The sequence below is a fragment of the Noviherbaspirillum aerium genome (assembly GCF_008929045.1).
GTDB classification, from domain to species: Bacteria; Pseudomonadota; Gammaproteobacteria; order Burkholderiales; family Burkholderiaceae_D; genus Noviherbaspirillum; species Noviherbaspirillum aerium.
Window position 1 is genome coordinate 1 of sequence record NZ_VFAH01000034.1, and the last position, 13,186, is coordinate 13,186.

Annotated in this window: 17 protein-coding genes and 1 pseudogene; 8 read left to right on the plus strand and 10 right to left on the minus strand. The window is 53.4% G+C overall.

Annotated elements, in window-relative coordinates; genetic code table 11:
- Positions 1-401 precede the first annotated feature (401 nt).
- The 4 genes from FH061_RS27325 to FH061_RS27340 all read left to right on the plus strand — a co-directional run bounded on the left by FH061_RS27325 (position 402) and on the right by FH061_RS27340 (position 3,965).
- Positions 402-773 (plus strand): type II toxin-antitoxin system RelE/ParE family toxin, encoded by a 372-nt coding sequence (locus FH061_RS27325; protein WP_151639000.1) that lies wholly within the window; start codon positions 402-404, stop codon positions 771-773.
- Positions 766-1,083, plus strand: a complete 318-nt coding sequence (locus tag FH061_RS27330) for an XRE family transcriptional regulator (RefSeq protein WP_151639001.1) — start codon at positions 766-768, stop codon at positions 1,081-1,083. The genes FH061_RS27325 and FH061_RS27330 overlap by 8 nt, the downstream gene beginning before the upstream one ends.
- A gap of 830 nt (positions 1,084-1,913) precedes the next feature.
- Positions 1,914-2,201, plus strand: a complete 288-nt coding sequence (locus FH061_RS27335) for an HU family DNA-binding protein (protein WP_151639002.1) — start codon at positions 1,914-1,916, stop codon at positions 2,199-2,201.
- 936 nt (positions 2,202-3,137) lie between these two features.
- Positions 3,138-3,965 (plus strand): hypothetical protein, encoded by an 828-nt coding sequence (locus FH061_RS27340; RefSeq protein ID WP_151639003.1) that lies wholly within the window; start codon positions 3,138-3,140, stop codon positions 3,963-3,965.
- 489 nt (positions 3,966-4,454) lie between these two features.
- On the opposite strand, the gene FH061_RS27345 is transcribed toward FH061_RS27340, so the two are convergent.
- From FH061_RS27345 to FH061_RS31915, 10 genes are all read right to left on the minus strand, one after another.
- Positions 4,455-4,883 (minus strand): hypothetical protein, encoded by a 429-nt coding sequence (locus FH061_RS27345; protein WP_151639004.1) that lies wholly within the window; start codon positions 4,881-4,883, stop codon positions 4,455-4,457.
- Positions 4,884-4,900: 17 nt separating this feature from the next.
- Positions 4,901-5,329: a hypothetical protein gene (locus FH061_RS27350; protein ID WP_151639005.1), complete on the minus strand. Its 429-nt coding sequence runs from the start codon at positions 5,327-5,329 to the stop codon at positions 4,901-4,903.
- A 278-nt stretch (positions 5,330-5,607) separates the two neighbouring features.
- Complete coding sequence (locus FH061_RS27360) at positions 5,608-6,132, minus strand: hypothetical protein (RefSeq protein WP_151639006.1); 525 nt, start codon at positions 6,130-6,132, stop codon at positions 5,608-5,610.
- Between the two features lie 44 nt (positions 6,133-6,176).
- The gene (locus tag FH061_RS27365) at positions 6,177-6,401 is read right to left on the minus strand and encodes a hypothetical protein (protein WP_151639007.1); all 225 of its coding nucleotides are present in this window, start codon (positions 6,399-6,401) and stop codon (positions 6,177-6,179) included.
- Between the two features lie 756 nt (positions 6,402-7,157).
- Positions 7,158-7,535 (minus strand): helix-turn-helix domain-containing protein, encoded by a 378-nt coding sequence (locus tag FH061_RS27370; protein ID WP_225984924.1) that lies wholly within the window; start codon positions 7,533-7,535, stop codon positions 7,158-7,160.
- Positions 7,536-7,560: 25 nt separating this feature from the next.
- Positions 7,561-7,899 carry a hypothetical protein gene (locus FH061_RS27375; protein ID WP_151639008.1) on the minus strand — a complete coding sequence of 113 codons (339 nt, stop codon included), beginning with the start codon at positions 7,897-7,899 and terminating at the stop codon, positions 7,561-7,563.
- A gap of 160 nt (positions 7,900-8,059) precedes the next feature.
- Positions 8,060-8,209, minus strand: coding sequence for a hypothetical protein (locus FH061_RS30745; protein WP_192805282.1), 150 nt, complete (start codon positions 8,207-8,209; stop codon positions 8,060-8,062).
- Positions 8,210-8,502: 293 nt separating this feature from the next.
- Positions 8,503-8,811 carry a hypothetical protein gene (locus FH061_RS27380; RefSeq protein ID WP_151639009.1) on the minus strand — a complete coding sequence of 103 codons (309 nt, stop codon included), beginning with the start codon at positions 8,809-8,811 and terminating at the stop codon, positions 8,503-8,505.
- 556 nt (positions 8,812-9,367) lie between these two features.
- Positions 9,368-10,209 (minus strand): IS5 family transposase gene (locus tag FH061_RS27385; protein ID WP_151639010.1). Its coding sequence is split into 2 segments (ribosomal slippage): positions 9,368-9,870 and positions 9,870-10,209, totalling 843 coding nucleotides; the frame shifts between segments, so codons are not numbered across the junction.
- Between the two features lie 66 nt (positions 10,210-10,275).
- Positions 10,276-10,572 carry a helix-turn-helix domain-containing protein gene (locus FH061_RS31915; RefSeq protein WP_225984925.1) on the minus strand — a complete coding sequence of 99 codons (297 nt, stop codon included), beginning with the start codon at positions 10,570-10,572 and terminating at the stop codon, positions 10,276-10,278.
- A 252-nt stretch (positions 10,573-10,824) separates the two neighbouring features.
- Between FH061_RS31915 and FH061_RS27395 the strand changes: the two genes are divergently transcribed.
- From FH061_RS27395 to FH061_RS27410, 4 genes and pseudogenes are all read left to right on the plus strand, one after another.
- The gene (locus FH061_RS27395; protein ID WP_151639011.1) at positions 10,825-11,220 is read left to right on the plus strand and encodes a hypothetical protein; all 396 of its coding nucleotides are present in this window, start codon (positions 10,825-10,827) and stop codon (positions 11,218-11,220) included.
- 107 nt (positions 11,221-11,327) lie between these two features.
- Positions 11,328-11,870, plus strand: coding sequence for a hypothetical protein (locus tag FH061_RS27400; protein WP_151639012.1), 543 nt, complete (start codon positions 11,328-11,330; stop codon positions 11,868-11,870).
- A gap of 328 nt (positions 11,871-12,198) precedes the next feature.
- Positions 12,199-12,510, plus strand: a pseudogene (locus FH061_RS31920) (transposase); the annotation flags it as partial.
- Between the two features lie 349 nt (positions 12,511-12,859).
- Positions 12,860-13,150 carry a hypothetical protein gene (locus FH061_RS27410; RefSeq protein ID WP_151639013.1) on the plus strand — a complete coding sequence of 97 codons (291 nt, stop codon included), beginning with the start codon at positions 12,860-12,862 and terminating at the stop codon, positions 13,148-13,150.
- Positions 13,151-13,186: the final 36 nt, after the last annotated feature.

A 13,186-nucleotide genomic window follows, 5' to 3' on the forward strand; every position in this document is an offset into this window, starting at 1 on the left:
GCCTTAGGCAGAGGTAGACAGCAAGTTATTGATTTAATGAGAATATTTGAAACACGCTCGCCGCAAAGCCGCATGGATGCTTGCTCGCGCTACCGTCGTAATCTGCAGTAAAAACGAAAGCACCCCTTTTACCATGTTTGCGATAGGGAAATAGATCGCTTCGTATATGACCGAGGAATCGGTACCAGTATCCACTTTGCTCGCATCGTTTGACTGTTGATGGGAAGGGGTTACTGCTACGCCCAACCAGCCCAAAGAGGTTACGCTCTATCCCCAGCCACCGTGTGTTCTAAGCCAAGTCAATTCCTGCTTACCAAGCAATATTCTGATCCCGCGCAAAAAAAGCCTGTTGCGCGGGATTCCTTTGACAGCATATGCTGTCTGTGGAATACTCGCGCTCCATGACATGGGAAGTTGAATACATAGATGAGTTCGAAGCGTGGTGGGACGGCTTAAAGGAAGATGAACAGGTTTCCATTGCGGCATCTGTACAACTACTGGAAGCGGAGGGCCCTCACTTGGGTCACCCACACACCACAGGCATCACGACGTCCAAGCATGGGCATATGCGTGAACTACGTGTGCAGCATGAGGGGCGACCATACCGCATCTTGTATGCCTTTGATCCGCGCCGCGCCGCGATCCTGCTCTTGGGGGGCGACAAGACCGGAAACGACCGTTGGTACGATGAAAACGTCCCGGTTGCCGATGTTCTGTACGACGAGCACTTGGAAACGTTGAAGAAGGAACAACAGAGGAATCGCCATGGCTAAAAAATTCACAGAATTGCGCGCGAAGCTGTCGCCGCAAGCCCAGCAGCGCGTTCAAGACAAATTCGAGCAACTCAGGGAGGAGATGCCGCTCCATGAGCTGCGCCGTGCGCGCGGCCTGTCGCAAAAGGCCTTGGCTGAGGTGCTGCATGTCGAGCAGCCGGCCATCGCCAAGATAGAAAAACGCGCCGACATGTACATTTCTACCTTGCGCAGTCACATTGAGGCGATGGGTGGTGAGCTGGAGATCGTGGCGAAGTTTCCAGACGGAGCGGTCCGAATCAAAAATTTTGTCACGCTCGATCAGGCATAAAACGGTGCCCGCCGTTCTACGGTAGGACAGGAGCACAGGGGCACCCGGGACATTCAGCCGTCAAGCATCTCTGAAATACGTCTCCTATATCTCCGTCCAAAGGCCTCTGTTAGTCATGCTAGTCCATGACAACGCAGACTTGGCCCACATAAATGCACAATCTTTCAAACTCTGAAGCTGCCGCGTTGTGCTAGCTGAGGATTCCGGCACCACCCTTCAGCTGTCAGAAACAGGAACTCATACGCCCACTCACTGATCACCGAGGTGTCCCAAAACGCGGCTATTACTGCTAACGCATCAGGTGGATTTCCCTTCGGTAAAAGCAACTTGTAATCGCGCACTGAGCAGCAGGCAGGATCACTCAAAGAATCGACCACCTCTAAGTAGGCACTAGCCACGACCCTGCGGGCAAACGCGTAAATGTGCAGCAGGGCAGCGCAATGGCACTTTGGGCTTCTGAAATCGCGGCCCGTAGCAGCGTAATGGTCGGCAGTTGTTTACATGATGAACTCGATCACTGAATCGTCGAGGAAAATTACCGACAACATCAGAGTTATTGGCAGTACCGCCTTTCGGACCAATATTGCCTGCTCCTCGATAAGCACAGTGGTGATCTGAACTTACAGAGGCGGAGCGGTTGTGGAAACAATGGATGGATCGTTTTGCTAAACCAGTATTTCTTTAATCAGACCGCGAAGAAGCTCGACCTACAGATCAAATTTATTGCCATAATGAAATATTGGACCTACAATTGTTTAATTGCTTGGCACATGATCACAAAACGATCAATGTTGACAGTACCTATCTTGAGATAACGTCTGGAGAATAGTTTGAATAAAACCGAAATCATCGATAAAGTCGCTGGCGACCACGAGTTGACCAAAGTGAAGGCGAAAGAAATCGTGGAGCAGGTATTTGGCTTCGTCGGAACTGACCTGAAAAAAGAAGGCCGTTTCTCTTTCCCGGATTTGGGCACGTTCACCGTGTCGCAGCGCGCCGCGCGGACTGGCAGGAACCCTGCAACTGGCGAGACAATCAAGATCAAGGCTTCCAAGAACGTCCGTTTCAAAGCGGCACCGGCGCTTAAGGAGCTCGTAGCCAAGGTCAAAGTGAAGTAATTCAAAATCAGGGCGACACTCGTCGCCCTATTTTTCAAGCTGCGTCTCATGCGCGCTCTCATTCGGTACGCTAGAACGCTATTGATCGAACCGCCCCCATTAGCTTTTTCACTTCGATTAGCTCAGCCGCAAGCTCGATAAGACGACACGCTTTTCCTTACGTCGGATAGGACAGTCGTGCAGCAAGCTCGTCTTCGTCTAGGCTTGAATCTATTCACCATGGCCATTCCCAGTTCTGCCCTCAGTGCGCTGGCGAACCGCTAGAGATAACATCCCGTTATGCGTTTTATGCCGGCATTGTTCGAGAATGTCAGTGCGGCGCGACGTTCAGGTACGTCTCCTCCCCCCAGATCATTCAAGTCGCAAGTTTGTCCGCCAAGGGCCGGTAAAGGCGGTAAGGACCTATGGCTGCTTTCGCGTCGTCGGTTTTGTTGGGACTGCGGCCGGATTCGGTTGCGGCCTGCCTACGGCATTTGCGTTTTGAAGCATCTGGACGGTTATGCGGGTCCTAGCGGCATCAGCAATGCCATAGCGGGCAGGAGAATCCATCGTCCCCTTTGGAGCCTTGGTGTGTGTCATCGATATTTGCCTTTCCAATACTGCACGCGCATTCTATCGGTTCACCTCTTCGCCCGCTTCAGGCTTGCAACGTTTGTCTAGCATCACGAGTTGAACAACGAGTCGGAAAGCGTTTAGGTGCAATTTGGCGCCGCCGCTCGTGGTCGCTACCTGGCATGCGTTGGCAGGCATTGTATCGTAAGGATTGCAAGGAGCTACCACCTCTGAAGTGGTCCGGCTGAGACATTTCCAAGCCATTGAAGTGAAAAACCCAAGTACCAAGGGACATTGCACCACGACAGTGTTTTATTCGTGACCGCGAATAAGTAGACTTTAGTTATACCCCTATCTTTCCCCTTCATGGACCTAGGAGGTCAGATGCGCCATACCGAAAAGACATTGGACGATATCTGGCATAGCAATGATTTGCATAGTGATGAAGAGGCCAATGCGCTGATGTCAGCGATTCGCATTCTGGCGCGGCACATCGCTCAGCTATTCGCGCAACTCGAAGCCGGCTGTGCTCCAGACACGCCAGTTCCAGAGAAACTGGTGCGCCACGCTGCCGCATGCGCAATCGCGAAAACAACAGGCGCCGCAATTCAATCGAGCGCGATAGAAGCAAAACTGAGAAAACACTGGGAGCCGTTGTTTCACGCCGTGCAGCACGATCGCGTCGAAAGCTGGCAGGCACGCCAGATGTATCTGCGATTGGGCCGCGTCGCTCCTTCGTCCGATACCGGCATGACAGGAACACTTGACAGAGGTAGAGCAATACTGCCACGTATCAATTTATTCAATCGGGCGACGCTTGAGGATCTGCTCAGGCGCGCCATTGCGCGCCGCTGGACTGCCGCGGACATGGCACGCGCCCTGGACGATCTCTATGACGCGAGTCGGATCCATGCCCAATCCCAGTTGCTGCATCCACCGGGGGGAACCCATTTCGATTCCATTCTTGCCGCCTTTTACGATTGGCTGAAAAGCGAACCTTATGCTCCCGAGGCGTTCGCTGATCACTGGCTGCTTGGTTATTCAATGGCACGTGGTCTCACGCCTAAATACTATTATCGGTTCATGCATGACGAAAACCGTCTTTGCAACCGACAACGATTGGATGCCTCAGCCCTGCTTTCCCCTCCTAGTTGTATTTGGCAGCTGCGCGGGGAGCACTGGCGCAAGGAGCATAGCGCTACCAGGTTGTAACAACGATGAAGTCCTTGAACCAGGCTAATGGCAAGGTGTCGATGGGATATTTCTCGTGGCTGGCACGATGCGGCGCCGCGTGTACGGCGGTACTGATGACAGTAGACCGAATGTACCAGTCGAACATCTAGCGCGGCCTCTTCCGGGGCGAGATACGGTCCGCCGAGTGCGTGGCGAAATGAAAATACAAATACGGCATCGTACATACTACCGTAGAGCGTACGATTTCAGGAGGGTAGTCTGGTCGCGATGGGAGCGGAAAGTCCTATGCGCTTTGCCGCCGAGCGTAATCCATTTGCTTCGCGAAGAGGGTAGTCCGAATAGATGGATTGCGGGTTGGGCCACGCAGCCCTGTGTCTGAGTGGAAGGTTGGCCCGCACCTGTTGCGATGTCAGATACGGAAAGCATATTTTTTAGCGGCGACCGAAACACTGCGCGAATTGCGGGCGGAGCAAGAGTATTAGGTCGTGGATCGGACGCCCGGCGCCGTCAGTAATCAACGTCTCCGCGATAGCGCGGCACCAGGTGGTGAAACGCCGCTTCCAAGTCGTCGCGGAAATTGTCGTTACTGAAGTCACGATATGGGCCCGGCTCGCGCTCGACCACGTCTGCGAAACACGCCGCCAATGCGATGTCCTCGGGGTCAGCATGGCAGTTGGCCACCAAGTGTACGCGCGTGCGTGGTGCGCTGACGCAGATAGATTTGTCAGTGACGATCCGAGTGCCTGCCGTCCATATCAACCTGTTGCGTTTTAATGCAGCGGGTCGGTCGAGCGTCATACAAAATGATGGAACACGTAAATGATGTAGGCCGGCGAGCACTTGGTCGAGCAGCGGGATGATGATGTTCTCTGCCTTGTGGCCCTGCATTTGACGCAGTAACATTTGCACGGTCCGGCGGATCTGAATGTCAGTCATGGCGCGTCCTTTCCTGGCTAGTTGAGTGAGTACGGTTTAACTGAGTGCATGGGTAGCTGCTGCATTTCCCGTATTACGTCGTTTGTGTTGCTAAACGATCCGAAAAAGATTCGGGTCACGTGCGGCGCTTCGCGCATTACGACGGTTGTGTGGATGTCTATCTGCATCGATCCAGCCTCGGGCGGCAGTTCGCCCGTTAGCTCTGGTTCAATGGCGGCGATCACCGGCCCCGTGTTGTAAACGTAGTTCAGCGTTACCCATACGCCGATGATGCTGTAGGCGGGCATGACGCGGAAAATCATATCAACGGTTCCCGCGTTGACCCCGGTGAGTTTCGAGACGCTGACGCCGATGAGTGCTTTGGCAAATTCCTCGATGATGTAAATGCCTGGCTGCTGGGAAGAAGGCCGCATCGCGCGGACAGGTTCGTCAAAAATAGTGTTCATGCAACCCCCGTTTTTCACGTTGAAAAGCAGTGTAGACGAGGTTCGCGAAAAGAAAAGCCGCGGCTTACTGCCGGCCAATTTTTATCAGGAAAAACTCCTAGATCGCGGAGTGCGTGCGGCGTGCGCCGGCTTCCCGGTCCTGCCATCTACGCGGGGCTGGGTGCATCAGGGCGCCGGCCTCAGTTTGCGTCACGCCGGCCGCTTCCCGCGCTGCGCGGACAACGGCCGGATATGGAGTCCCCGACGGGCGCTGGACTCGCCGGCTGCAGTTGGAGTGGTTAACGATGGATCTTCCGCCAATCGTATAAGTATTGGTACGCTTCGTATTTTTCGGCCAACAACTTCAGATGCCTCGGGTCCTCCGCGGCGCGGGAGCGCATCATCGGCAGCATTTCCAGCAGAATTGCGGCGACCTGCTCTGCGTAGCGATGATTGACCACGATCATCATTATGGAGCGCAATGCGTAGTCCGTTCCGCTAGCCAGATCGTCGGCGACTAGCGCTTTCTCTTCTTCGGTGAGGTTCAGGTCTTGCACCTGTAGCCAGTGCCAATCGACGTCCTCGCTATTGTCGATAACGGAATCCAAGGCGATACCGGCCGTAATCGCTGCCCGTTCTTCGTCGGTTCGACATGTCGAGTTATCAAAGGCCGGGTGCATCAACGATAGTTCCCAATAGGAAATAGCGAGATACTCCACGGCAGCCCTAACGAATTCTTCCGCAAGGGTGGTCTCCGGCAGGAGGCTAGCGTGAGCCTCAAATGCACTTACTACGGCGGCATAGTGTTCACCGTGAGTGGTCATGTTTATCTCCTGCCCCTGAAGCCCGAGGCGCGGCATCGAGATGATTACCAATCTGCGCCCAGGCCGCCCAGGGCGTCCACGCTCTGGGCCAGATGCCTATCGTTTCCGCGTTCGGCCGCACTCATCACGCCAAGAACATCGCAAAACCGGTGCAGATCACAGTCTTGCTCGCATCGCGCTTTTGCTTCTGCACGCATGCTTTCGATGTGATCGCGGACAGTCAGCGCTGCCCGTAACTCCTTTGTCCAATACGGTTTCAGCTCATCCATGTTTGTCTCCAGACCCTATTCTCCAAGGCGTGGTCGTAGGGCACCCACAAGGATTAAAATACACGCATTGCGTGGACTGCGTACCACCGTTCGCCGGAAAAACCAAGTTTGATTTGAACAATGGCCGCAGTATTTATCTTGGCGAGGAACATGCGCGCCGCGCACTTCAACTATATGCAGAGGCTGCGGATTGCGAAGTACTCCATTGGGTATTTTTCAATGGTCCATTTGGAAGTCTCTGCTTACTCAGCAGATCATAGTTCCGAACTTGCATAGTTCAAGAAATGCGCCGAGTGCGATTCTTTCCATAGCTAGCTGGAAGGTAAAGGCAACGGATTGTTAATCCGGAGATCAATAACCGTCGTGCTGGTTGGAGTCTCGCATCTTCCGCAAAAGCCCATGCATAGGTGTCCTGTCAGGATGTCTATGAAGGGCTTTTCCGGTTTATGGCTCTCCCAAATCTCAGCTACTTGCGTCACCGCGCCGTCTCCCTCGCAATAATTCGATAACCTCTGCATGTGGTAGATGGCCAAACTGGATACCGTATGGACATATCAGCTGCTCAAACAAAAAGCCGGCGTCCATGGAAAGACGCAAGCATTCGTGCTCATAAGAGCTCTTGACGGTGAGAATGGCTGCTGTCGTGTGATCTAGCAGTTCACTCGTTTGACTTCAGTTCAAAAGGGTATTACTTCATAAAGCAAGTTAAGGCTACAGGTTGGGAAGGCTATAAAAAATTGGATTTCCTACTACGAGTTATACAAAAGCCGCGACGTCTACGTTGAAACGTTCGGCAAGAGCCTTTGCTAGTCGCTTACTAATCTCGCGCCGACCGGCGAGTATGTCACTGATTAAAGTGTGCGACGCAATTTCACCTAGATCTATCTGTTTGAGATTATTGGTCTCTAGCAGATTACGTAGTACGTCGCGCGGTTCTACATCTGGAATCACCACATTTCTCGATGCCCAGTCACTAATAAGTTGCAAGACGAGTTCGAACATCGAGAAAAGAGGATGACTCTCGTCATCCCCTACCTCGTCTGTCAGCTTGTCGGCGAGTGCGTGAATTCGCTCAAACTCAGCGTTGTCCCGAATTGGACGAAGATGAGTTATGGATTGAACAGCGGTATGCACGCCGGTTAGCCTCCTCCGAACACGGTTACTTCGCCAGTTTCAAACAAGTGCGTACCATGCGTGCGACTACCTCCGCCTGGCTGTTCAGGCCGTAAAGAGCCTTGAGCTTGTGCAAGCCCGCCCGCGTGGCTTTTGTTACGCCGACATTGATATGTCCATCCAAGGTCGCCGCCGGCGTTGATTGCCGCCCCGCGCCGGAGCGTACACGCGTTACCTGCTCAACGCCGGTCGTGCGTTTGCGCTTCGGCTCCGCTACGTCCTGCTCGTTTGGAGACCTGTTTTTGACGCGCTTGACTGCTGCCTTCTTGGCGGTCTTTTTCGACGCAGCCTTTGGCTGCGGGATGTTTACCGATGTTCGTGCCATTTTTAGCTTTTCCTTCCCGATTAAACTCAGACGATTGCTCTACGTGCAGACGCTGGCTAGTACAACCTGATTGGCCGCACCACAATTATGTTATGTTGCTCCGTTTGCGGCACAATCCGATTGCTGCGCGTCTTTGATCATACCCAATCTCATCGCAGTTCTAAAATTCAAAGGCCGCCATGCCCTTGAATTTTCCATCCCAGTCTTCAATCAAACCGCCTCTTGCAGACCAACTCAACAGTGAGACAAATTGTACTCGCACGCCGCTGGCTGCATGCAGTATTTCCCCGTAGCGTGAGAAATACTGCATTGCTACCCTTTCCTCACATTGTTATTCCGGCGACGTGTGTTATTCATGCATGCAATTGCCATATCGGCGAGGCCTCAATTCTATGCTCCGCATAAATTCGCACAAGATGACAAACGTCATCTATCTTTCTCGACATTGAGTCCCGCAACTTCCTGCACGCTCCGCACCAGCTTGGCAGCTTGGTCACGATCCCATTCGTTGGCAAGCGTCACGTAAATGAAACCCCCTTTGCATGGGCTTTTGTTTTACTTGACACGATTGCGCCGAATTCCACGTCGAGCTGCTCACTATCTCTATACATGCGCTGCGAGCCATGCCCGAATTAGAGTCGCCTCCACCTCGACGGTCGGCATTTTCGGCTGAGGTAGATCGGACAACATCTGGGCCATGAATTCAATTTTTGCGAAGGTGATGTGCGGCTTTTGAAGGACCACCACGCCGGCGCCGGCAATACCCAGCCTCCGAACAGTATCGGAGGCCTGTGCCAATCGCATCTTCAAGTTCGCCGGCACCGTGGATTGCGCTGCGAGCTTTTCGCCAGCGTCCGCCCACCGACGCAGAATACTGCCAATTTCATCAGGGATCTCTGGCATTACATGCATGACGAACCTCGTAGTAGAGAAGGTGAGGCTTTAAGTCTAACGCCGGAAATCCTTATTCAGTGCTCGATCACAAGCTTTTTACGCCGGTTAATTTAGCCAACCGTATCCAGAATGCCGCGAGCAATCTTGATGGTGTCCTGATTATTGCCATAATCAGCATTGCGATTTGCTCATCAGTCCTGTGTCGATAACCCGTTGACTTCTGTTCACCGCAAACGGCGGGCGCTTTACCCAGTGTAACGTCAACAAGCTGCAGGGCTCCTTGAATCCCGTGAGATGCGACTGCGTTTCTTGCACTCAGTCTCTATACTCCCCTCTCCCTCGCATAGCGAAGCTGTGCCGTATCGCGACTCCCGTAGATGTTTCCATATTGCAATATATTTGGCATGATTTCAAACCTTGCCCATGCACTGGTTCCGTAGTTGCGCCGGTCGTCAAATTCGCTGTACATCATGATTTCACCTCCCCTTCCCGCCAACGAACACATACGCTTGTCAACGCTACGCAGCCTAGTGTCCTGTCCCGCAAATAACTTTACACAGGCGGTGTACTTTTTCTAAGAGCGTCTAACAAAATGGAAATGGTTCACGCAGAGCGTTGCGTAGCGTAGCGTACGCCAGCAAATGATCACGCATCCCAAGCGGAGAAATCCTTCATGCATGTCAGCCCGACGTTCGTAGCGCACACGCAGGCGACGAAACTGATGCAGCCAGGCGAAGGTGAGCTCGACCACCCAGCGCGTTATGCCCAAGTGGCTGCCATGGCGAGTGAGACGTTTGCCGATCTGCGGCGTAATGTGACGCTGCCGCAGGATACGGCGATACCGTTCGCAGTCGTAACCGCGATCGGCTTGTACACAGTGAGGCTTGCTCAGTGGCCGTCCACGTCGGCCAGCGATCGACGGTACACCGTCGAGCAGCGGCATGAGCTGCGTCGAGTCATGGCGGTTGGCTGCCGTCAGGATGACGTTGAGCGGCGTGCCATTGCTGTCGACGACAAGGTGATGCTTGCTGCCCGCCTTGCGCCGATCAGTCGGGTTGGGGCCAGTTTTTTTCCCCCATGCACTGCGCGTACCGACGAACTGTCGGCGATCACGCGCGAGAAATCGAGGCGGTCGGCGTTACGCAACTTGGCCAGCAGTACGCGATGCAGCTTTTCCCAGACACCTGCTTTCTGCCAGTCGCGTGCGCGACGCCAGCACGTCATGCCCGAGCCGCAACCCATTTCCCGGGGCAGCATTTCCCATGGCAGGCCAGATTGCAAAATGAAGACGATGCCAGTGAACACACGTCGCTCATCGAATCTCTTGCGACCGGCTGGCGTCTTGTGTGGCGGTGGGGGCGGAAGCAATGGGCGAACGATTTCCCATAGTTCGTCATCAACCAGTTCGCGGGCCATGATGTCTCTCCACGGAACAACTTGGAAAGATCATTGGACCGCAATCACCCCATTTAGTTAGACGCTCTAAGTTGCGCACCGTGCGTTCGCTGCCGGCAAAGCCCATTTGCTGGATCTCGCGCAACAGTACATTAGCCGGAATCCAGTTGGGGGCGGCCGAGGCGATTCGGTGTCGCAGATAGTCCTCGAACAGTGCGATCTTGGTCGGACGTGGCATCCGGCCCTTGAAAGCAGGTGCCTCGTCGTCAGCCAGATACTTGCGTACCTATTGACTGAGCAGCCCAGTTCGCACGCAATGGCACGAAGGCTCTTACCCTGCTTGTGCAATATCCTGATTTGCATGTACTCCTCGTATGAAACCATTGCCGCTCAAAAAGCGACAATTATCCCTATGTCGAGGTTTATCAATTCTCACCTGCCGACTCTGTGTCAATTTACATGTGCCGGTGACAAGCCCGATGCATTCACTGCGATGTCGCAAAAAAACGACTGCATAGTGCATGTGATATCTGATAAGCGATTCGGCTGGTAAATCATATATTTCATAAACCACCGCTGTTTTACAACGGCTTTTGTTTGTGAGAAGGTAGATCAACTTTCTATCTGGAGGCTACCGTGATCACCAACAACCCAGGCATTAAAACTCTGAATTACGCAAGCGCGCCTGAGGCTATACTTGGCCTCAAATGCGACGCTCACAACATGAGCAGCGACGCCCTGCTGCCAATCACGCATTTGGCAAAGAGTGCATTGGCGCTACGCGACACGCATCGTAAGCGTTACAGCGAACTTCTTGTGGAGGCCTTTAATGCGGCGCGGAGCATTTCCGTTACAGGTGGCTATCGCGCGCTGCGCAAGTTCATCTTCGACCTGGAAGGTCAGAGCCCGATTGAGGAATTCTTGCATGCGCTGGATACCGCCCATTATCTACAGGGTATGGAACTTCTGCGTAAGTTTCGAATGATCGGCACTAGCGAACCTTTCAACAGCCTGCATGCTAATGCACGCTAGGCCTTAGGAATAAAAAATTCAGCGATTTGACTCCTGCATTGGCCCAAAGCATGCATCGGCCATGAAGACTAGATCCATGCCTCGTTTAACTTCATAGAGCGCTTACAATGACTACTTACAAAACCGGATGCGGTGGCACAATCAACATCTCAGCAAAGGCAGTAAATCATCTGCTAGCGCACCCAGAAGTTTTCGACCGGCTCGAGAGTGCGATAGGAAAAATATCGCTTCCGCCCATCCCTAAGAAGCATGAGTGGGAAATTGACTTCGGGCAGATAATTGGGCGCGCTGGTGTCATGAACACATCCACGCTAAAGCTCACAGATGAAGCATTGTTCGCAATCCGCGAGAAGCGAACGATGCCTTCTCGTGTTGCGCCAATTGGGTACGTGGGCGAGGAAACGCAGAAAATGGTCGTGATAGCACGGCCGAGCACTATGCTCAAGCAATACGAACTTGTAACCTCATGGATTGGCACGCTGTCCAAGAAAGAACCTTGGGACCCGTCTATAAGAAGCGCCGACGAATTTAACGACTGTTTGACTTACTGGCGGTCAACTGCATTAATTTACGACCCAAATGTGATGGGGCTTGCGTTCAAAAGTAGCTGGGCTGAGATACTTCAGGGAAACCAGTATTTACAGCTGTAGGTGCATCGCAAGCGCGGCCGCTTCAACTTGATGGTCGAACACATATACAGAACAGCTTGTTATTGTGTCTATGGCTATCAGCCCAGAAACAAATCAACTGCACAGCTGGCTGCGGTGCGAATGTTATCGATCACAGCTCTAGCTTCCCTTGGCAATTACATTCCCGTTTTTGTCCCAGCCACAAAACAGAGCGAACAGACCCAGCATCAAATTTTCTTCCATTCGCCTTTGTGAGATTGGCTAGAACTCATTTCATACATAGGCAATGTCTCTTTCGACATGACGGAGTTTTCACCATGGCGCGCGAAGAGAAGAACTTACTGATGAACAATGGGCACTTCTAGAGCCGTTTATTCCGTCTCCCGTGCGACGGGCCGACAGACTTGGCTGGCCAGTAGTCCACAGCGATAGAGTTGTGCTTAACGCCGTTCTATGGCTGCTGCGTACCGGCGTTGCATGGGCTGATTTACCTAGCCGCTTCTCATCTGGCTTTACATGCATCAGACGTTTCACCCGATGGGTCAAGGCTGGCGTCATGAGGCAGGTACTCGAAGCACTGGCGCGACACCTAGAACAAGCAGGAAAGCCAGAATCGGTGTTTTTTCGCGGTGAATCCGCTACAGAATTGCTTGATTCTTGATTCGCTTCGACCCAAGGTTGCAAATGGAAATTTCCTGCAGGTTATTTGCGATGTTGTCCCCAGGATAACGTTGTCTTATCCCAATCGATCCGCCAAAACACTGGCGTTTTGCCGTACAAGCAGTACAGTGGTGTTGCAGTGATTGCCGGGCGCTGACCGGCGGGGCATCGTAGCCCAGAGTTATTAGCTGCTCGGCCTAGGGGGAGCAGCCACCATTATGGTGGGGGTCCGCCAACGGCGACGAGGTGCCGCAAGGCATGCTTGAGGTTGGCAAGCGGGAGATCAGCGCCCGCCGCCGCTTTCACCGGCCCCGTTTGTGCCGGAAGCACTATACTGAACGCGGCGGCGCGTGATTAAAGTCGCCCGCGATGTTGCGCTTACCCGCATAAACGGGTTCACGACGCCGCCCTTGCCAGATTTCATTATGGGAACTTTGGATATTCTTGAACGCTATTCGCGCGGCGCAATGGGGCGTCGCCAAGCCCTTGCGGCGCTGCGAATGGGCGAGCGAGATTGTCCCTGTTTGTTGCGTCTGCTGGGCGGGGCGGGATTGCCGATTCCGACCGCTGCCGAGGACGAACTGCGGCACCTGGCGAGCCTACTGGCGGCGATTCTTGAAACGCCGGACCGCACAATTTAGCGTTTACCGCCGCATTGAACCCAACATGGAATAAAG